17 protein-coding genes and 2 tRNA genes are annotated in these 19,173 nt (G+C 44.1%); 13 read left to right on the top strand and 6 right to left on the bottom strand.

Annotated elements, in window-relative coordinates; genetic code table 11:
• Positions 1-2: 2 nt before the first annotated feature.
• Positions 3-1,538 carry a YifB family Mg chelatase-like AAA ATPase gene (locus QEP06_RS07510; RefSeq protein WP_285269728.1) on the bottom strand — a complete coding sequence of 512 codons (1,536 nt, stop codon included), beginning with the start codon at positions 1,536-1,538 and terminating at the stop codon, positions 3-5.
• A 150-nt stretch (positions 1,539-1,688) separates the two neighbouring features.
• On the opposite strand from QEP06_RS07510, the gene QEP06_RS07505 reads away from it, so the two are divergent.
• The 3 genes from QEP06_RS07505 (at position 1,689) to QEP06_RS07495 (ending at position 5,264) form a co-directional block, all read left to right on the top strand.
• Positions 1,689-2,168: a hypothetical protein gene (locus QEP06_RS07505; RefSeq protein WP_285269727.1), complete on the top strand. Its 480-nt coding sequence runs from the start codon at positions 1,689-1,691 to the stop codon at positions 2,166-2,168.
• A 207-nt stretch (positions 2,169-2,375) separates the two neighbouring features.
• Positions 2,376-3,917: a glycine--tRNA ligase gene (locus QEP06_RS07500; RefSeq protein WP_285269726.1), complete on the top strand. Its 1,542-nt coding sequence runs from the start codon at positions 2,376-2,378 to the stop codon at positions 3,915-3,917.
• A gap of 126 nt (positions 3,918-4,043) precedes the next feature.
• A complete protein-coding gene (locus QEP06_RS07495) occupies positions 4,044-5,264 on the top strand; it encodes an aminotransferase class V-fold PLP-dependent enzyme (protein ID WP_285269725.1) in 1,221 nt (406 codons plus the stop codon).
• A gap of 2 nt (positions 5,265-5,266) precedes the next feature.
• Here the strand turns inward: QEP06_RS07495 and bcp are convergent, their stop codons facing one another.
• Positions 5,267-5,716, bottom strand: coding sequence for a thioredoxin-dependent thiol peroxidase (gene bcp / locus QEP06_RS07490; RefSeq protein ID WP_285269724.1), 450 nt, complete (start codon positions 5,714-5,716; stop codon positions 5,267-5,269).
• A gap of 32 nt (positions 5,717-5,748) precedes the next feature.
• On the opposite strand from bcp, the gene nth reads away from it, so the two are divergent.
• Positions 5,749-6,375: an endonuclease III gene (nth, locus tag QEP06_RS07485; RefSeq protein WP_285269723.1), complete on the top strand. Its 627-nt coding sequence runs from the start codon at positions 5,749-5,751 to the stop codon at positions 6,373-6,375.
• Positions 6,376-6,486: 111 nt separating this feature from the next.
• Here nth and QEP06_RS07480 read toward each other — a convergent pair whose 3' ends face one another.
• On the bottom strand, positions 6,487-8,280 hold the full coding sequence (locus QEP06_RS07480) for a DUF885 domain-containing protein (protein WP_285269722.1): 1,794 nt from the start codon (positions 8,278-8,280) through the stop codon (positions 6,487-6,489).
• Positions 8,281-8,460: 180 nt separating this feature from the next.
• Between QEP06_RS07480 and QEP06_RS07475 the strand changes: the two genes are divergently transcribed.
• The 8 genes from QEP06_RS07475 (at position 8,461) to QEP06_RS07440 (ending at position 13,729) form a co-directional block, all read left to right on the top strand.
• The gene (locus QEP06_RS07475) at positions 8,461-8,922 is read left to right on the top strand and encodes a hypothetical protein (RefSeq protein ID WP_285269721.1); all 462 of its coding nucleotides are present in this window, start codon (positions 8,461-8,463) and stop codon (positions 8,920-8,922) included.
• A gap of 152 nt (positions 8,923-9,074) precedes the next feature.
• Positions 9,075-9,728, top strand: a complete 654-nt coding sequence (locus QEP06_RS07470; RefSeq protein WP_285269720.1) for a MotA/TolQ/ExbB proton channel family protein — start codon at positions 9,075-9,077, stop codon at positions 9,726-9,728.
• Entirely contained in the window at positions 9,729-10,127 is a 399-nt protein-coding gene (locus tag QEP06_RS07465) for an ExbD/TolR family protein (protein ID WP_285269719.1), read from the top strand.
• Positions 10,127-10,969: a ferric siderophore ABC transporter substrate-binding protein gene (locus tag QEP06_RS07460; protein ID WP_285269718.1), complete on the top strand. Its 843-nt coding sequence runs from the start codon at positions 10,127-10,129 to the stop codon at positions 10,967-10,969. Before QEP06_RS07465 ends, QEP06_RS07460 begins: the two co-directional genes overlap by 1 nt.
• 169 nt (positions 10,970-11,138) lie before the next feature.
• A complete protein-coding gene (locus QEP06_RS07455; RefSeq protein WP_285269717.1) occupies positions 11,139-12,377 on the top strand; it encodes a bifunctional folylpolyglutamate synthase/dihydrofolate synthase in 1,239 nt (412 codons plus the stop codon).
• A 54-nt stretch (positions 12,378-12,431) separates the two neighbouring features.
• A tRNA-Val gene (locus tag QEP06_RS07450) sits at positions 12,432-12,506 on the top strand.
• A 36-nt stretch (positions 12,507-12,542) separates the two neighbouring features.
• Positions 12,543-12,617: transfer RNA gene (locus QEP06_RS07445), tRNA-Val, on the top strand.
• Between the two features lie 104 nt (positions 12,618-12,721).
• Positions 12,722-13,729: a quinone-dependent dihydroorotate dehydrogenase gene (locus QEP06_RS07440; protein WP_285269716.1), complete on the top strand. Its 1,008-nt coding sequence runs from the start codon at positions 12,722-12,724 to the stop codon at positions 13,727-13,729.
• Here the strand turns inward: QEP06_RS07440 and QEP06_RS07435 are convergent.
• Positions 13,726-14,970 carry a DUF445 domain-containing protein gene (locus tag QEP06_RS07435; RefSeq protein WP_285269715.1) on the bottom strand — a complete coding sequence of 415 codons (1,245 nt, stop codon included), beginning with the start codon at positions 14,968-14,970 and terminating at the stop codon, positions 13,726-13,728. The two genes, QEP06_RS07440 and QEP06_RS07435, sit on opposite strands and share 4 nt — an antisense overlap.
• Positions 14,971-15,089: 119 nt before the next feature.
• Here QEP06_RS07435 and msrB point away from each other — a divergent pair, with 119 nt between their 5' ends.
• Entirely contained in the window at positions 15,090-15,578 is a 489-nt protein-coding gene (gene msrB, locus QEP06_RS07430; RefSeq protein WP_285270076.1) for a peptide-methionine (R)-S-oxide reductase MsrB, read from the top strand.
• A gap of 54 nt (positions 15,579-15,632) precedes the next feature.
• Here the strand turns inward: msrB and QEP06_RS07425 are convergent, their stop codons facing one another.
• Both QEP06_RS07425 and QEP06_RS07420 read right to left on the bottom strand, forming a co-directional pair.
• Positions 15,633-16,109 (bottom strand): hypothetical protein, encoded by a 477-nt coding sequence (locus QEP06_RS07425; protein ID WP_285269714.1) that lies wholly within the window; start codon positions 16,107-16,109, stop codon positions 15,633-15,635.
• A 20-nt stretch (positions 16,110-16,129) separates the two neighbouring features.
• Positions 16,130-18,817, bottom strand: coding sequence for a TonB-dependent receptor domain-containing protein (locus QEP06_RS07420; RefSeq protein WP_285269713.1), 2,688 nt, complete (start codon positions 18,815-18,817; stop codon positions 16,130-16,132).
• Between the last annotated feature and the right edge of the window lie 356 nt (positions 18,818-19,173).

Raw genomic sequence — 19,173 nt, 5'->3', positions numbered from 1 at the left:
GTTTAAACATTCCAGAACTCACGGTCTAAACTGCGGTATTGAATTGCCTCCGAAATATGACCTGAATTTAAATTTTCAGCCTGTTCAAGGTCTGCGATCGTGCGGGCAACTTTTAAAATTCGGTCGTAGGCGCGCGCCGAAAGATTTAGTTTTTCCATGGCAGTTTTGATGAGATTTTGCGAGGCAACGTCGAGTTCGCAGTATTTCTCGATTTCTTTCGGACCCATTTGGGCATTGTAATGAATTTCAGCTTCGCGGTATCTTAAAGTTTGAATTTCGCGTGCTTTCAACACTCTTGAACGGATCTCCTCACTTTTCTCGCCTTTTCTTTTGTCTGATAACTGCTCAAACTCCACTTTTTGTACTTCGATATGAATGTCAATTCGGTCAAGCAGCGGCCCGGAAAGCTTGTTCATATACCGCTGCATCTCGAATTGCGAGGAAGTATTGTTCGGATCATCGGGAAAGTAGCCGCTTGGACTGGGATTCATGCTTGCCACGAGCATGAAACTGGCCGGATAATTCACCGTGAATTTTGCACGCGAAATCGTGACTTCACGATCTTCGAGTGGTTGGCGCATCACTTCGAGCACAGTGCGTTTAAATTCCGGCATTTCGTCGAGGAACAGAACGCCATTGTGCGCGAGGGAAATTTCGCCCGGCTGCGGATAGCTGCCGCCACCGACTAGCGCGACATCCGAAATCGTGTGGTGGGGACTTCTGAACGGCCGCACGGTCATCAGCGAAGTTTCGGTCCCGATTTTTCCGGCCACTGAATGAATCTTGGTAGTTTCCAGTGCTTCCTTTAAAGTTAAAGGTGGCAAAATACTCGGAACTCTTTTGGCGAGCATGGTTTTTCCACTTCCGGGCGGCCCGATGAGAATGATGTTGTGTCCACCCGCTGCCGCAACTTCCATCGCGCGTTTCGCGGTTTCCTGACCTTTGACTTCAGAGAAATCCGTCGGAAAGAAATTGATTTTCTCCTGAAATTCTTTGCGTGTGTCAATCGTAGTACGCTCCAGCGGCGAGCCTTCGTTAAAAAAATCGATAACTTGTTTGATGTTTTCTATGCCGTACACTTCCAGTTGGTCTACTATCGCGGCTTCGCGAATGTTCTGTTTGGGTAAAATGATGCCTTTGAAACCTTCTTCGCGGGCTTTTATCGCGATCGGTAAGACACCTTTGATCGGCAGCAGGCCGCCATCAAGCGAAAGTTCACCCATGATGATATACTGACTGATGTTTTCTGCACTGATTTGGTCTGAAGCCGCCAAAATTCCGAGCGCAATGCTCAGGTCATAAGCCGAACCTTCTTTCCGAAGATCGGCAGGTGCCATGTTGATGGTGATTTTCTTGCCCGGAACCTTGAAACCAACATTCTTCAGCGCGGCCGAAATCCGGTAGCTGCTTTCCTTGATTGCATTGTCCGGCAGACCGACCAAATGATAGCCAACGCCGGGAGAATCTACGTTGACTTCTATCGTAATCGTCTGCGCCGAAACACCGAAGATTGCGCTTCCATAAACTTTTACCAACATAATTTGTGTTTTGATATAAAATTACCAAAAAATTGCTGAAAGCTGAGCAATAAGTTTGCTCACCAGTTTTCCTTATCTTCTGCAAAATATCATAATGAATATTTCGCCATATAAGTCTACTTAGTATATTTTCGCATGAAATTTTATAATTTGAACAAATTTCTATTGTTTTTTGCAATATTCATTGCACAGTGTGTATCCGCACAGGTTACTATTTCCGGAAACCGCCTCGTGAAAGACGGGCAGGAGTACAAATTTTCCAAATACAAGGAGGTGTTCACCAATCCCGAAGCAAAAACTGCGTTCAGTAAGGCACGCACAAACAGCACTGTAGGGCAGATCTTTGCTTATGCGGGTGGCTTCGGAATTGGATTTGGTTTGATTCCGGCATTGCAGGGAAATAAAACTGAAACCAGAAGCGGCGTAGTATATAAAAATGATGCAGGTTCTGCCTGGACGGTAGTGGGAATTGGTGCCGGTTTGGTTGCGATTGGAATCCCGTTTGCGATTGCGTCAAACAAAAATGCGCAAAAAGCTCTGACACTAGAAAACGGTGGAGAAACGGCTTTCCAACCTTACTTCAAACTCGAAACTGCCGGAAACGGTATGGCATTGAGCTACAACTTTTAGAGATAAAAAATCCATAACCAACGGACAGAAGAACTTCTGTCCGTTTTTTTTTGCGGAACAGCGAAATCAGCGGGTTCTCATAGCCCTGATCGCAGCGGCATCCTTTTGCGGAGCGAAGCGCAGTAAAAGATACAGCGGAGAGCAGGTTCCCGGCTCCTCAAAACTTCGGCTAAAATTCCCTATTTTTGCTGCAAATACTAATTAACGATGGCTAAACAGGAAGATGTTTTCAAGAAACTGATCTCGCACGCTAAGGAATATGGCTTTATTTTTCCTTCGAGTGAAATATATGACGGACTTTCAGCAATTTACGACTACGGACAGAATGGTGCTGAACTGAAAAACAACATCAAGCAATATTGGTGGAAAGCCATGGTGCAGATGAACGAAAACATCGTGGGCATCGACTCTGCCATCTTTATGCATCCAACGATCTGGAAAGCTTCCGGCCACGTAGACGCTTTTAATGATCCTCTGATCGACAATAAGGATTCTAAAAAGCGCTTCAGAGCCGATGTTTTGCTGGAAGATTACTGTGCAAAACTGGAAGAAAAAGCACAGAAAGAAATTGATAAAGCTGCAAAGAGATTTGGCGATGCTTTTGATAAAAATGAATTTGAAACCACAAACGGCCGCGTTCTGGAATATCGCGAAAAGCAGAAAACCATTCTCTCCAGAATGGCGAAATCTTTGGAAAATGAAGATCTGGCGGATGTAAAAGCTTTGATCGAAGAACTTGAGATTGCTGATCCTGACACCGGTTCCAAAAACTGGACGGATGTTCGTCAGTTCAACTTAATGTTCGGAACCAAATTAGGTGCTTCCGCAGATTCTGCAACTGATTTATATTTAAGACCTGAAACGGCGCAGGGAATTTTTGTGAATTTCTTAAATGTTCAGAAAACTTCACGTCATAAGCTGCCATTCGGAATTGCACAAATCGGTAAGGCTTTCAGAAATGAAATCGTAGCCAGACAATTCATCTTCAGAATGCGGGAATTCGAACAGATGGAAATGCAGTTTTTCGTTCCACCGGGAACTGAGCTCAGTTTCTACGAAGAGTGGAAACAGAAACGTTTGAACTGGCACCTGGCTTTAGGTTTGGGCGCAGATAACTATAAATTCCACGATCACGAAAAACTCGCACATTACGCGAATGCTGCGGCAGATATTGAATTCAAATTCCCGTTCGGATTTAAAGAACTGGAAGGAATACACTCCAGAACTGATTTCGATTTGAAAGCGCATGAAAAATTCTCCGGCAGAAAATTACAGTATTTTGATTCGGAAAGAAACGAGAATTACATTCCTTACGTAGTGGAAACTTCGGTTGGTTTGGACCGTTTGTTCCTGGCCATTTTCTCCAACTCACTTAAAGAAGAAGTTTTGGACGACGGTTCCGAAAGAACTGTGCTGTCACTTCCGCCAGCTTTGGCTCCGGTAAAAGCTGCAATTCTACCTTTGATGAAGAAAGACGGTCTTGCAGAATACGGTGAAAAGATCTTTAACGACCTGAAATTTGACTTCAATATGATTTATGAAGACAAAGACAGCATCGGTAAGCGTTACCGCCGTCAGGATGCGATCGGGACGCCGTTCTGCATCACGATTGACCATGATACACTGACCGATCATACGGTAACATTGAGAGACCGCGACACGATGCAGCAGGAAAGAGTTCCGGTAGCTGATTTACGCAGGATTATCGATGAAAAGACAAACTTCAGAAATCTGCTTTCGAAGATTTAAGCTGAATATATTGTTAAAATTAAAGTCCCGGATTTTTCGGGACTTTTTTTGGCTAAAGACCATCAGTACACGGCTTGGGGAAGCCCGAATAAAATCCGTAAATTTGAGGCATTCTAAATAAGCAATATGTTCGACCTTCAAGATATCCGCATCCAGTTCCCGATTTTAGACCAGAAAGTTAACGGTAAACCTTTGGTTTATCTGGATAATGCGGCCACTTCGCAGAAGCCGGTTTCTGTTCTTGAAAGTTGGAACCGTTACTATTCTGAAATCAACGCGAACGTTCACCGCGGCATTCACACCTTGAGTCAGCTCGCGACCGAAGAAATGGAACTTTCACGCAGAAAGATCCAGAAATTCATCAATGCTAAAAACGATTTTGAGGTCATCTTTACAAAAGGAACGACCGAAGGTATCAACCTGATTGCCTATTCATTAACCGGCTTGATTAAAGAAGGAGACGAAATCTTGATTTCGCATCTGGAGCACCACTCGAACATTGTTCCGTGGCAAATGCTTTGTGAAAGAACGGGCGCCCAACTGAAGGTGATTCCTATCGATGAAAACGGCGTTTTGCAACTGGATTATTTAGAGGAAAACCTCAACGGAAGGACAAAACTTGTTTCCGTAAATCACGTTTCAAATGCGCTTGGCGTCGTAAATCCGATTGAAAAAATCATTGCAGAAGCGCGCAGAAAATCCGAAGCGATTATTGTGATTGACGGCGCTCAGGCGGTGCCACACTTCAAAATCGATGTGCAACAACTGGATTGTGATTTCTACGTCTTTTCGGGGCATAAAATGTACGCACCAATGGGTACCGGAATTCTTTACGGCAAAGAAGAAATCTTGCGCAAAATCCAGCCTTTTCATGGCGGCGGCGAGATGATCGCGGTATGTTCTTTTGAAAAGACAACTTACGCGGATTTACCATTTAAATTTGAAGCCGGAACGCCAAATGTAGGTGGAAATATCGCACTTGGTGCCGCGGTAGATTTTATGGAGAGCATCGGCCGTGAAGCTTTGCAGAACCATGAAAATGCATTACTTGATTATGCTCAAAAGCAGCTACTGCAAATTGAAGGTTTAAAAATTTATGGTGAAAAAGCCAACAGAACGGGCGTAGCTTCGTTCAACCTTGAAGGTGTCGGAATTTCGTCGGACGTTGGGATGATTCTTGACAAAATGGGCATCGCCGTGAGAACCGGACATCACTGTACGCAGCCGATAATGAAACATTTCGACATCGCGGGAACCGTACGGGCGAGTTTTGCGGTGTACAATACTTTTCAAGAAATCGATATTTTGGTGGAAGGCGTTAAAAAAGCGCAGAGAATGTTGAGCTAAACTTAGTTTTCCAAAATTTGATTCGCCGCTTCCTTGGTCTTTACTTTTTCGATTACGCGGATGCAAATGCCGCTTTCATCAAAGATGAAAGTGGTGCGCACAATTCCCATGAATTCGCGGCCCATGAATTTCTTCAGCTGCCACACACCGAATTTTTCACAAACTTCCCGGCTCTCATCCGCAATCAGCGGATACTGAAAGCCAAATTTTTCGTGGAACTTTTTCTGCGCTTTTACCGCATCTGCGGAAACTCCTAAAATTTGGAAACCTTCTTTTGCAAGCTGCGAAATATTATCGTTCAGGTTGCACGCTTCGGCTGTGCAACCGGGCGTATTTGCCTTTGGATAAAAGAAAACAACGAGCTTTTTACCCAGAAAATCCTGAGATTTCACTGTTTCCCCATCTTGATTTAACGCTTCAAACTGCGGAAGTTGGTCACCTACTTTTAGCATAATTAGTATTTTAGCTCAAATTTAAAGGTTAAATGACAAAAAAGCAAAGAGCGCTGACGGTAATGACGGAACTTGAAAAACTGTATCCCAAGGTTCCGATTCCGCTGGACCACAGGGATGCCTTTACACTTCTGGTTGCTGTGGCACTTTCCGCACAGGCGACGGACAAAAAAGTAAACCAGATCACGCCTAGACTTTTTGAGGTAGCCGGCGACCCCTTTAAAATGGCCGCGCTGGAAGAAGATGAGATTAAATATTTGATCAAAGAAATTGGCTTAGCAAACACGAAGGCCAAAAACCTAAAACGCATGGCCGAAATGCTGGTGGAAAACCACAACGGAATTGTGCCGCAAACTTTCGACGAATTGGAAGCATTGCCGGGCGTGGGTCACAAAACCGCGTCGGTGGTGATAAGCCAGGCTTTTGGCGTACCGGCATTTCCGGTGGATACGCACATCCACCGACTTATGAAACAGTGGAAACTGACCGAGGGCAAAAACGTCATTGAAACCGAAAATGATGCGAAGAAACTTTTCCCGCGTGAAGCCTGGAATAAACTACATCTGCAGATTATATTTTATGGCCGCGAATATTCCCCGGCAAGAGGCAGCCAGGAGAGAGACTCTATCACGCGAATGCTCTTCCCCGACAAAAATTAGTCTTTTTTTGGAAGTAACGCGGAGACTTTAGCGATCAACTCATCAATCTCAAACGGTTTGGGAAGAAAATGCCAAATGGCTTCACTTTAATAATTCAAATTCACCTTGAAGTTACTGTCTTTTTGCCCAAAGCTGCATCTTGCGATCCAACACATCCAGTGGCAAACATCCCTGATTTAAAATTTCATCGTGGAATTTGGCTAAACTGAATTTTGCACCCAGCTGTTTTTGGTACTGGTCGCGCAGGGAACGAATTTTCAGGGAACCTATCTTATAACTTAAAGCCTGTCCCGGCATGGCCATATAACGCTCAACTTCCGCTGTTGCGGCCGCTTCGTCATAGGAAATATTGCTCAGGAAATAACGGATGGCCTCTTCGCGGTTCATAGTGCCGGTATGAAGTCCGGTATCGACTACCAAACGCACTGCACGCAGCATTTCGTCACTCAGCGAGCCCATTTTCTGGTAAGGATCGGTGTAAAGACCAAACTCCGGCCCGAGCGATTCTGTATAAAGTGCCCAGCCTTCACCATAGGCGCCGAACCAGCCAAAACGCATGAATTTAGGCAAAGACATATTCTCCTGCTGCAGCGAAATCTGGTAATGGTGACCCGGAATGGCTTCATGTAAAAAGAGCGATTCCATGCCGGAAGTCACATTGAATTTAGTTGGATCCGGAATGGGGATGTAGAAAATTCCGGGGCGCTTTCCGTCGGGTGTTCCGGGCATATACTCAGCGCTTGCGCTAGCTTCCCGGAATTTTTCCGTTTGCCGGATTTCGAACGGTGTTTTCGGAGTTACGCTGAACATTGTGTTCAGTTTTGGCGTGATTTTTTTCAAAATAGCATTAAAACCGCCCAGCACTTCATCCGCCGTCTTGTAAGGGAAGGCTTTCGGATCGGTCTTCACATGCGTGATGAATTCTTCCAAAGTGCCTTCAAAATTAACCTGCTGCCTCACTTTCTCCATTTCAGCTCTAAGACGCGCCACCTCTGCGATACCGGTTTTGTTGATTTCATCGGGCGTAAGATTCGTGGTGGTCCAGCTTTTGGCGTAGTAGGCGTAAATTTCGTTTCCGTTCGGCATCGCATTTATTCCATCGGTGTCGCGGGCTTTCGGCAGATACTCCTGTTCGAGGAAGTAGGCCATTTTTTGGTAAGTCGGGATCAATGTTTTCGTAATTAAGTCGCTGTACTCACGCGTGAATTTCTCCTTTTGGGCGTCGGTAAAGTTTTTCGGGAAATTCTTCACGGGTCCGTAAAAGATATTTTTTTCAAGGTCTGTGGTAATGATCTCATCAGCAGACATTTGTGGAATCATCTTCGCAACAAGTTTCTTCGGCAAAGTGTGTTTCTGCGCAATTCCTTCACGGAAATTGTCAATGGCAGTATCCATCCACAACGGGAATTTACGCGCACGAACCAGCCAGTCAGTATAATCTTTTTCAGTTTTAAACGGTTGACTTCCCTGGCCGCTGCCCAATAACGGCAAATCAAGCGGCAAACCGCCAAACTGCGTGAACGGAATGTATTCCGGATGGTAGGCGTAGCGCTCAATTTTGTCTTTTAATGTATAATCAAGAACGTCATAAACGGTCTTTTTTTCGTCTGAAAGCTTATCATACTCCACTTTTTTCATTTGGTTCTGCACCGAATTGTAAAATGATATCTCACCGGAGATAAAATCTTTATCGATGTTCACCGGCAACTGGTCATTATATCTCAAATCACCCTGTGCAGTAGCTTCCAGCGGATAAAGTTTCAGGTAATTCTCGTAATAGTTGGCTGCAATGGAATCTATTTCCGCAGGTGTCTCGCGGGTAAGCGGATAGTCGGTTTTTTTACAACTCATGACGGCTGCTGCGGTCACCGCCAGAAATAAAGTGTGAAAAAGATTTACTTTCATAAAAATTATTGTTATGCTAAATTATAGTTTTTTAAACACATCTCTCAATATTGCTTTGATTTAAAAGAATCTGCGCCTGGCGCCTGATGTTTTCTTAAAAAACTTTGCACATTCAATCAATTTTTTATCTTTGCTTCACAAGTTTAATCATCAATCAGTTAACGCATTTTGTTCTAAGAAATGAAAGGGATATTAAAAATCTACCATCCTGAAGAAACCCTTAAGTATAACCTGGACCGAACCTACTGCAAAGCGGTTTATATCAACAAACAACATTTTTTGGAAGTCGAAATCCTTACCGATGATTCGGTGGAGCATGTGGATGATGATTCTCTGCAGTACAATTTCCCGCAACTTCGCCTCTCTGTAAGCGATTTCCCTATAGAAGATGACGTGTTAGAAGGTAAAACCTTTGAAGTGGAAGATTCTGACGAAAATTTCTTCACTGAAGTTGACCTGTTTGATGATGAAGATGCTTATGTTTTCAACAATAAACTCAATTTCTGCAACGAAGCCGAAAAAGGACTTCATCTTTACTGGCAGGGCGAAATCAGCGATTTCTATACTGGTTCTGATGAGCCGATACCTTTCAAGCTGAAATGCAATTTCCTGCCAGATGAGATAAAGATTGACGAGGATTAAACCCGAACTGTCCTCCGATTTTTTCTTATTTTAATGACAGGCCTGAGTGGCTTTGTCCTTATTGATGCACATTCCCGCAATATTGCGCTACATTTGCTGTTCCAAATCTAAAATTAAACCACCGTATGTTTTTACAGACTCCTACTCAAGTAATGAATACAACCACAGAAGAACACGTTTTTTCTCTTTGGGAAATCCTGTTCAGTGGAGGCCTGCTTGGAAATATCATCATGATTTTAATCTTTTTGCTCGGTATTCTGGCCCTGTATATTTTCTTTGAGCGCTACTTTTTCATTAAACGTGCTTCAAAAGCTACACCCAATTTCCTCGAAAACATCAAAGATTTCGTGCAGGAAGGCAAGATTCAAACCGCTGTAGATTATTGCAAAACGATCGATTCTCCCGAAGCGAGAATGATCGAGAAAGGATTGGCGAGAATTGGCCGCCCGATTTCGGATATCTCAAACGCGATGCAGAATCAGGGACAACTTGAAGTCTCAAAACTCGAAAAAAACCTTAATATCCTGGCTTCCGCTTCCGGTGCAGCACCAATGCTCGGATTTCTTGGAACCGTGGTGGGTATGATCATGGCATTTTTTGAAATTTCAAATGTAACCGGTGCGGTAAGTCCGAAACTGTTGGCCTCGGGAATCTACACCGCGATGGCAACTACCGCAGTCGGCTTGTTTGTCGGCATTCCGGCATACTTCTTCTATAACATTCTGGTGACGAATGTAGACCGGTTAGTCCTCAAAATCCAGACGCATGTCAACGAATTTCTCGATGCGCTAAATAAACCGCTGTAAATGGAACTAAAACGAAGAAACCGCGTAAACGCAGAGTTCAGCATGGCATCGATGACGGATATTATCTTCCTGTTGTTGATATTTTTCATGATTACGAGTTCAGCCATCAGCCAGAGCGCAATCGATGTGAAACTGCCGAAAGCGCACGCTACCAACGTGAGTGCGCAGGATCCGTCTACCGTTACGATCAATCCGGAAGGCAAATATTTCGTCAACGATAAGGAAGTTCCCAAAGAACAGCTTGAAAATGTTTTGGTAAACGCTTTGAAGGATGAAGCCAATCCTACATTTACCATCCGCGCAGACGAGAATACCCGCCACAAAGATGTAGTTTTCGTGATGGGAATCGCGGAAATACACAAATTTAACCTGGCAATTGCGACCATACAGGAAAATTAATGAATTACAGTATTCAACATAAAAACGCAGAACAACGCGACCGACGGAACAGTGCGATAATCACTCTTCTGATATCCGCGATGGTTTTTTTGGGAATATTCTTTTATAAATTCACCAAAATCACCGTAAAACCGGACGAGATGACCACGATGCTCATTAATTTCGGAGACAATCAGAACGGTGAAAGTTCGGATGAACCTGCAGATCAGCAAGGCAGTTTGGCAGCAAATACTGAAATTTCGGAACCTCAACCGATTGAAAATACCATTGCTGAAACCAAGCCCGAACCCAAAGTGGAGGCGCCGAAACCTGTAATTAAGGAAAAAGTCATCACCGGTTCAAATACCAAAGCATCTGCGCCGAAAAATGTAACACCAAAAACCGCTTCTACACCAAAATCCGCACCTGCAAAAAACAGCACCTCAAACGCTAAAACCGGTAGCGGAGACGGCAAAGGAACCGCGGCGATCGGTAATCTGATCAAAGGCCGCGGCACCAAACCCGGCACTCAGGGCACCAACGGAACTACCGGAAACCAGGGCGATCCGCTCGGCGGAGACGGGAACGGAGACAGCAAAATCGGTGTAGACCGTAATCTGATCGGCTTCATCCCCGGAACCATGGGCCGTGGCGGCGCACAGCCTGCCCACAGTTGCTCGGCGAGCGGAACCATCAACATCTCATACACCGTGGACAAAGCCGGTAACGTGATTTCTGCGCGCAGATCGGGCGGAACTTCGGATCCTTGCGTTGTGTCAACCTCGGTGCAGTGGGTGAAGCAGTACGTAAAAGCCGAACGGTCGAACACTTCGTCCACCGGAACTTACCGGATAACTTTCTGATTTTTTTTCGGGCGCTTTTTCCGTCCTCCATTCCCGCTTTTTTCGTGGCGTTCGTTGCCTCACGCCACAAAAAAGAGCTCCATTCAGGCCGGAGCGCGGACCGCGACTTATACACCCCCTTTTTCGAAATTTGAAGCAGAATTCCAAAAACTTTTGAGAATTTTGCAGCATGACAAATCAGGAATATGACAACGCGGTCGCGTGGCTGTTTGAGCAGGCGCCAAACTATCAGATAGACGGAAAAAAAGCCTACAAACCGGGCCTCGAAAACATCACGAAACTGTGCGAATTCTTCGGAAATCCGCAGCAAAACCTGAAAATGGTGCACATCGGCGGGACCAACGGCAAAGGATCCACAAGCAATATGCTTTCTTCCATATTGCAGGAAGCCGGGTACAAAACCGGACTTTACAACTCGCCTCACCTAATCGATTTTACTGAACGCATAAAGATTGACGGCCAGAACTGCGACCGGGAATTTGTATTTGATTTCATTCAAAAACTCAAGAAGTTGCCCGCTGATATCCAGCCCTCCTTCTTTGAATTCACTACAGTAATGGCATTTGAGTATTTCCGCCTCAGAAATGTAGATATTGCCCTCATCGAAGTTGGTTTAGGCGGAAGACTTGATTCTACCAATATCATTACGCCGCTCGTTTCTGCGATCACAAACGTTGCGCTGGATCATCAGGATATTTTAGGCGAAACATTAGAGGAGATTGCGCGCGAGAAAGCCGGCATCATAAAACCCGGAATTCCCGTTATTTCGGGGTCCAATGATGAGGAAGTAAAACGTATAATTGAAGAAAAAGCAAAAGAAAACGCGTCGGATTTCATCGATGCTACTTTGATGGAATCTGACTTAAAATCAGATTTAAACGGCAGTTACCAGCGCCACAATATAAAAGTGGTACTTGCATTAATCAATGAACTGCAGACATCTGGCTACGAAATCTCAGCTGAACAAATAGAGCGCGGACTGTTGAACGTGCAGAAAAACACCAATTTCGCCGGCCGATGGATGGAATTCTCTTCCGATCCGTTTATCATTTGCGACACCGCGCACAACCAGGCCGGCCTGGAGGTGGTATTTTCACAGTTGGAGTCTATTCCGGTTCATAAACATATCATTTTGGGCTTTGTGCAGGAAAAGAAAATTGATCAAATAATGGCTATTCTTCCGCGCGACGCTACCTACTATTTTACCAAACCGAATGTAAACCGCGGCCGCGATCCCCGGGACTATGAGGATTTGCTGAAAAGATTTAAAATTAATTATAAAATATTTGACAGCCTGCAGCCGGCCTATCTTTCTGCAAAACAGAATATTAAAAAAGATGAAATGATTTTTGTGGGCGGAAGCAACTTTATTGTGGGAGAATTTCTCGAAAAAAATTTGGAGAAATAGAAAAACGTCGTATATTTGCCGAACCAAAATTTGAGAAATCAAACAAGGCAAAAAGGGTTCTTAGCTCAGTTGGTTCAGAGCATCTGGTTTACACCCAGAGGGTCGGGGGTTCGAATCCCTCAGGACCCACAAAATCTCAGAGAAATCTGAGATTTTTTTATTTTAGGGCAGTTAGCTCAGTTGGTTCAGAGCACTACGTTGACATCGTAGAGGTCACTGGTTCGAGCCCAGTACTGCCCACCTATTCCACCCGGAACGGCGGAGAATTTTTTATTTGTGCGAAAAGTATAGAAATATTCGGCTCTTATGTTTTCAAAAATGTAATTTTGCTAAACTTCTTTCCGATGTACAAAAGCATTATCCGCCCGCTTCTATTCAAATTTGATCCTGAGAATGTCCATTATTTTACATTTTACATTCTCAAAAACTTTGGTTTTCTCACCAAACTCTTTTTCCCAAGACCACTTCAGGATAAAAGACTCGAACGCGAAGTCTTTGGTTTAAAATTCAAAAATCCCGTTGGTCTTGCGGCAGGTTTTGACAAGGACGCAAAAATGTACAGTGAACTGTCGGATCTTGGTTTTGGTTTCGTAGAAATTGGAACGCTTACTCCTAAACCACAGCCAGGAAACCCCAAAAAAAGACTTTTCAGGCTGAAGGAAGATTCTGCGGTCATCAACCGCATGGGTTTTAACAATGAGGGCGTGAAAGCCGCCGCAGCGCGTTTAAAGAAAAATAAAAATGTGCTTATCGGGGGAAACATCGGCAAAAATAAAGATACGCCGAATGAAAAAGCCACTTCCGATTACGTTTACTGTTTCGAAACACTGTATCCTTACGTTGATTATTTTGTGGTGAATGTGAGTTCACCAAACACGCCCAACCTTCGCGCATTGCAGGAAAAAGGGCCGCTCACGGAGCTTTTGGCGACACTGCAGCATCTAAATTCAAAACAATCAAAACCAAAACCGATACTGCTGAAGATCGCGCCGGATCTCAGCGATGACCAACTGCTCGATATTATCGACATCGTACACGACACCAAAATTGCGGGTGTGATTGCCACGAATACTACGCTTTTCCGCGACGGACTTATTTCTCCAGTAAAAGCGGAAACAGGCGGATTATCGGGAAAACCGCTCACCAAAAGGTCAACCGAAGTAATTCGTTTTCTTGCCGAAAAGAGTGGAAAAGCGTTTCCGATAATCGGTGTAGGTGGAATACATTCAGCTGCAGACGCGCTCGAAAAACTCGAGGCAGGCGCTAGTTTGGTACAACTCTACACCGGATTTATCTACGAAGGTCCCGGATTGATCACGGAAATAAATGAGGCAGTTTTAAGGAAAAATTAAAGGAAAAAGTTCGAGACGGTATAAATCAACAGTCCGACCAATCCGCCTACCAAAGTACCGTTCACGCGGATGAACTGCAGGTCTTTACCCACTTCGAGTTCAAGTTTTTCACTCAGTTCGCGGCCTTCCCAGTTGCCAACGGTAGAACTGATCAGATTTGCGGCCTGATGCGTGTTCTTCAGAATATATTTGTACGCTGTCACGCGGATCCAGTGATCGATTTTGTGCTGTAGATTTTCATCGGACTGAAGGTTGATTGCCAGCTCAGACATATTTTTCAGGATGTATTTTTTTAAAGCCGAATTTTCGGTCTCAAGCTCCTTTTTAAGCACATTTTTTATTGAGAGCCAAATATCGCCGGCATACTGTTGCAATTTTTCGTCGTGTAGAAAATCGTTTTTTATTTTCTTAAAATCTTCATTCCAACTTTCTGAATGCTGAATTTCATCAGCAAAGACCTGCAGTTTTTCCGTAATCTCAAACCTTAAAGAATGTTGCGCATCGGTTTCCACTTCCTCGAAAAAGCCAGCCAGACCGTCAGTTATCTTTGCCGCAATGGAACTGTCAACAAATTTTGGTATCAGAAAATAGCTTTCACGTTTCACGCGTTGCTGCACGATCTGCTGATTATCTAAAACATAATCTTTTATCTGCGCTGAGAGATTAGTGATCAATTTCTGATGATCGTTATTTGTCAGGATATATTCCAGGCCAGTTCCTACTATTTTATTGATTTTCAGCTCGTCGGACATTTCGCGTGCTTTATTGGCGATGAAATTTACCACTTCGGAATCATCAAGTTTGTTTACGATATCAAAAGCCAAGGCTGTGATTTCATTTACCAAAACGTCCTGATTCCGCTCACTTGAAAGCCACTTTCCTGCCATTGCAGAAACTTTTAGTTTCTGAATGTACGGACGTATATTTTCCGGCGATAGAAAATTTGAAACAACAAAATTGCCGAGATTGTCGCCAATTCTTTCCTTGCTGTTCTCTATGAGGTTTGTGTGTGGAATTTTAAGGCCTAAAGGATAATGGAAAAGCGCCGTCACCGCAAACCAATCTGCAAGTGCACCGACCATCGCAGCTTCAGAAAACGCCCTGATATAGCCGATCCAGTGCGCAGGATTATTCTTTTGTAAAACCGTCGTCACAATAAAAATCACTGCCATCAGCACAAAAAGCGAAGTAGCGAAAGCCTTGTATCGACGTAGCTGCAGTTTCTTTTCCGTATCATTCATTATTTCAAAATTAGTAATTTTGAGGTTGGTAACTCATCCGGGGATACTTATCTCCAAAAAAAATGAGTTTCATACTTATGAAAATTTTATTCACTATTCTGGTACTTACGTCTTTGCAGATGTGTACACAGATTAAAAAATCCGAAAACTCCCTAAAAATGGAAAATTCAACCACAAAAAACAATCCATACTATTCGCGCACTGACCGTACCAAACTTAATGTTCCTAATTCTGAATGGAAAAAAATACTGTCGCCCGAGGTATATGCCATCGCGCGAGAGGCTGATACCGAAAGACCTTTCACCGGAAAATACAATGAGTTTGACGAGCTTGGCGAATACTACTGCATCGTCTGCGGAAACCACCTTTTCCGTTCAGATTCTAAGTTTTCGTCCACATGCGGCTGGCCAAGTTTTTTTGAAGCCGACAAAGAAGGTGTTGCCTACCACCGCGATACCAAATTCGGCATGGAAAGAATCGAAGTCGTCTGCAAACGCTGCGACTCACACCTCGGGCATGTTTTCAATGACGGTCCGCCACCTACCGGAACGCGTTACTGTATGAATTCGGTAAGCCTGGAATTTGTAGGTGACTCTGAAAGCAAATAAAAATTGCGGAACTGATTCGGTTCCGCAATTTTTTTGTTTTAAAATAGTCAAAGTTTACGTTAAAGGCGCGCCAACCTGCAGATCACAACGGTGATGCGGTTCGCCATGCGGCGGATTCACAGCCGGTTTTGGACCGATGGCGGCGCTCGAAGAGACAGAAGGTGCCGGTGCCGAAACAGAAGGCTGAATAGGATTTGTATTGAAACTGTTTGTCTGCGGACTTGCCACCGGCGGTGCCACAGGTTGCACAGGCGCTGGGCTGTCAATCGGCGCACCTACCTGGATATCGCAACGGTGATAAGGCTCGCCATGCGGTGGATTCAAGGCCGGTTTTGCACCTGCATTGGCTTGTGAACCTTCGTTTACTTCAGCCACTTGCTGATCAGGCAGCGCAGTAGAGTTTTGAGCGCTTGCTGTAGAATCAGTAGCAGCCTGACCCGCAGACTTGGTTTGAACTTCGTTCGATTTTTTGGCTTCACATGCAATAAGTACGCTAGCCGCAATAATCATTAAAAAAGGTAATCTCTTCATTTTCGATTTGGATTTAGTCATTAAAAAGAAACGTCAAAGCCTGCGTAGATATTTGCCGGCATGATCGGCGCGTATACCATTCCACCGTCAAAATAATTTCCGAAAGGGTTGGCTGCATCAATGATCGGCCTTTCCTGCACGTAACTTGTGAGGTTTTCTCCGCCCAAATATACACGAATATTTTTATTGAAATTGCGCGAAATTTGCGCGTTAAGAGTCGCAAAAGAAGCAGAATATTCCGGCAGTCTGAATTCGGCCGGGTTTGCATTCAGATTTGGAAGTTTCTGTGGACCAACAATTTGCACAGTTGTATCAAAATTCCAGAAAGAACCTTTATCAGTTTTTTCGGTTGCATAAGAAGCATTGAAAAAGCCTCGGTTTTTAGCCATAAACGGAATCTCTCTTCTTCCGCCCTCAAAATCAGCCTGTACATCATAATATTTGTAGGCCAGCCGCAGCTCGAGGTTTTTTGCCGGCACAAAATCGATTTGCGTCTGGAAACTGTTCGCGAATGAGTTCCCATCAAGATTATAAAACAGAAGTTTGTTCGGCGACAGATCAAGATCCGCCAAAACCTGATCCTGGAAATCGGTTCTGAAAAAATCGGCCACCAATGTTGCTTTTCGGTTAAACAGTTTGAATTCCTGCTGCAGACTTAGGCCATAATTCCACGCGATTTCAGGTTTTAGGCCATAAATATCGCCGCCGTTCTGAGTGATTTCAATCTGTCTGTTCGAAGCAAAATATTGTTGGTTTTCAGCAAAAACATTCGCTGTACGGAAGCCTCGGCCCGCAGAAAGCCTCAGGATTGTTTTTGGAAAAAGGTCATATTTAAAATTAAGCCGTGGTGTAAACTGCGTGCCGGCTAAATTGTGGAAATCGGTCCTTGCACCGGCCACCAAAGTATATTTCAGCCCTGTCAGCGTGTATTCAAAGAAAAGCCCGGGTACAGTTTCCGTCCTTTGGTAGTTTTGAATCAGGTAATCTTCATCAAAATCGTCGTACAGAAAGCTTGCGCCGGTTTTGTATTTGTGGTTCGTATTGCCGAAAATACTTTCAAAAACAAGGTTTGAATAAAACGTTTTCTGATTTCCAAGGTAATTTCGCTGTCCGAAGAAGCTGTCTTGCTCATGGTAGGTAAACTGGTTCATCCAACCGATGCTTTGGTAAGGTTTACCTTTAAAAACATAGCCGGTTTTGTTCCAGATATCAAATTTTGAAATATCGATACCCACGCCGTACGCGCTTTGCTGTGAGCGGTCGAGGTTTTTATCAAAACTCGTCTGTCCACCAAAACGTTCGTCTTTCACAAAACTGATCCCGAAATGCGTGCCGAGACCATTATGATCGAGACCATTATAATTTAAAAGATATGCCGCGTTTATTTGGTTACCGGTCGGCTGGTCCAGAAAGCCATCATCATTTGTATCCATTTTTGCCAGTGTAGCGTTGCCGTGGAGCAGAATGGTTTGGTTCCAATGTTCGGAAAGCAGGCTCGTTGTCGTAATGTTGGTTTCAAATCTTGAATTGATGTCACCGAAAACATTTACAGCTGATTCCGGCTGATCCTGAAACTTTAAAAGTTCCGTATTGATCTGACCCGTGATGCCTTCATAGCCGTTCGTGACCGTACTTCCACCTTTTGTAAGTTGAATTCCACCAATCCACCGGCCCGGAATTAGATTCATTCCGTACGGAGATGCAAGTCCACGGATTGAAGGTAAAAGTTCTTTCGTCAGCGACGTGTATTTTTGGTCTAAGCCCAACATCTTCAACTGTTTAGTTCCCGTAACCGCATTGCTGAATGACACATCCACAGTTGCATTGGTTTCAAAACTTTCTGAAAGGTTGCAACAGGCCGCTTTCAGCAATTCTTTTGAACTGATGTTGAAGGTGAGGCCGGTTTCTTTTTTGTTTAAAGCTGTCGCGTCGCCAAGCCGAACCACTTTCACCTCTTCGATGGTTTTGTCAACATGGTCAGCATGTTGCGTAAAATCTTTTCGCGCCGGAGCTTCCTCCATATGTACCAGCGAACTTTTTACGCCTAGCGGTAAAGCTCTGTCGTAAAGGCAGCATCCGGGCAAAGCATCGTACACGGCATTAGATGCGGTATATTTTTCGTTGTCGTGACCTACATCCGCAATTTTCTTTAAAATCGCATCTGCAGATGTTTTAGACTCATCAAAATCCAAAGTCACAATCTGTTTTTCCGGATCCCAAAATGCAGAACCTGCGCCCGCACTCTTTGCGGCAGCTTCTATCCGGTTTTTACATGACACGCAGTTTCCCCGGACGTAAAACTGATTGTTTTCCTTTAGGGATGGCGCTTGCGAAACGGTAGATGAAGCATGTTCAGTTTCAGAAGCTTTCGGGAAAGAAGGTGTTCTTTCATAGTGGCAGCAGCCCGGCAGCCCGTCATATACAGCATCGGGAGCTCTGAAACGTTCATTGTCGTGACCTACTTCGGCAATTTGCTTTAAAATAGCATCCGAGGCTACTTTTGCCTGGTCGAATTCTACGGTAAGCTGTTGGGTTTCAGCGTTCCAGGTTGCTGTTTGGGCGCCTGCTTTTTTGGCAGTCGTTTCAATGCGTTCCTTACACATTCCGCATTCGCCTTTTACTTTAAAAGTTGAATTAAGCGTTTGCGCGAATAAAATTTGGGTAAATAAAAGGGTAAAAGCCAGAAAGCTTTTAAATAAAATTTTCATTTTCTATTGAAATTCGTTAATTTATGTATATAAAATGGCCTTAAAGAATATTCTTCAGGCTGTAAAGCAATAAATTAAGCGAGTTTCGGCGGCTGCCAAATCGAATGAAAAAGAGAGGTGAAAAACTGAACTTTCGATGGATAAACCGGTTCGTTTGAGACGAAAACCGTCATATCTTCCAGTACATTTCCCGGGGAAAAGGATGTAAAAACCATGCTCACAACGCACGAATGGCAGTTTGAACAATCATTGCCGCAATTGTTTTTGTCTGATTTTTTTTTGCCCGAACTGTCGTGACAAGGTTTCGAAGTCTGTGTATCACAACATTCAGATTGATTTTGGGACGCGTCACAGCA

It is taken from the genome of Kaistella rhinocerotis (genome assembly GCF_030243905.1).
GTDB lineage: Bacteria > Bacteroidota > Bacteroidia > Flavobacteriales > Weeksellaceae > Kaistella > Kaistella rhinocerotis.
This window is presented reverse-complemented; position numbering and strand designations above follow the sequence as displayed.

Bases quoted from the DNA above. Each gene is read 5' to 3' on its own strand.
- QEP06_RS07470 (WP_285269720.1), top strand. From the start codon at position 9,075: ATGAATACAACCACAGAAGAACACGTTTTTTCTCTTTGGGAAATCCTG.
- bcp (WP_285269724.1), bottom strand. From the start codon at position 5,716: ATGCTAAAAGTAGGTGACCAACTTCCGCAGTTTGAAGCGTTAAATCAA.
- QEP06_RS07425 (WP_285269714.1), bottom strand. From the start codon at position 16,109: ATGAAGAGATTACCTTTTTTAATGATTATTGCGGCTAGCGTACTTATT.
- QEP06_RS07510 (WP_285269728.1), bottom strand. From the start codon at position 1,538: ATGTTGGTAAAAGTTTATGGAAGCGCAATCTTCGGTGTTTCGGCGCAG.
- msrB (WP_285270076.1), top strand. From the start codon at position 15,090: ATGTGTACACAGATTAAAAAATCCGAAAACTCCCTAAAAATGGAAAAT.
- QEP06_RS07440 (WP_285269716.1), top strand. From the start codon at position 12,722: ATGTACAAAAGCATTATCCGCCCGCTTCTATTCAAATTTGATCCTGAG.
- QEP06_RS07475 (WP_285269721.1), top strand. From the start codon at position 8,461: ATGAAAGGGATATTAAAAATCTACCATCCTGAAGAAACCCTTAAGTAT.
- QEP06_RS07435 (WP_285269715.1), bottom strand. From the start codon at position 14,970: ATGAATGATACGGAAAAGAAACTGCAGCTACGTCGATACAAGGCTTTC.
- QEP06_RS07495 (WP_285269725.1), top strand. From the start codon at position 4,044: ATGTTCGACCTTCAAGATATCCGCATCCAGTTCCCGATTTTAGACCAG.
- QEP06_RS07420 (WP_285269713.1), bottom strand. From the start codon at position 18,817: ATGAAAATTTTATTTAAAAGCTTTCTGGCTTTTACCCTTTTATTTACC.
- QEP06_RS07460 (WP_285269718.1), top strand. From the start codon at position 10,127: ATGAATTACAGTATTCAACATAAAAACGCAGAACAACGCGACCGACGG.
- QEP06_RS07455 (WP_285269717.1), top strand. From the start codon at position 11,139: ATGACAAATCAGGAATATGACAACGCGGTCGCGTGGCTGTTTGAGCAG.
- QEP06_RS07480 (WP_285269722.1), bottom strand. From the start codon at position 8,280: ATGAAAGTAAATCTTTTTCACACTTTATTTCTGGCGGTGACCGCAGCA.
- QEP06_RS07465 (WP_285269719.1), top strand. From the start codon at position 9,729: ATGGAACTAAAACGAAGAAACCGCGTAAACGCAGAGTTCAGCATGGCA.
- QEP06_RS07500 (WP_285269726.1), top strand. From the start codon at position 2,376: ATGGCTAAACAGGAAGATGTTTTCAAGAAACTGATCTCGCACGCTAAG.
- nth (WP_285269723.1), top strand. From the start codon at position 5,749: ATGACAAAAAAGCAAAGAGCGCTGACGGTAATGACGGAACTTGAAAAA.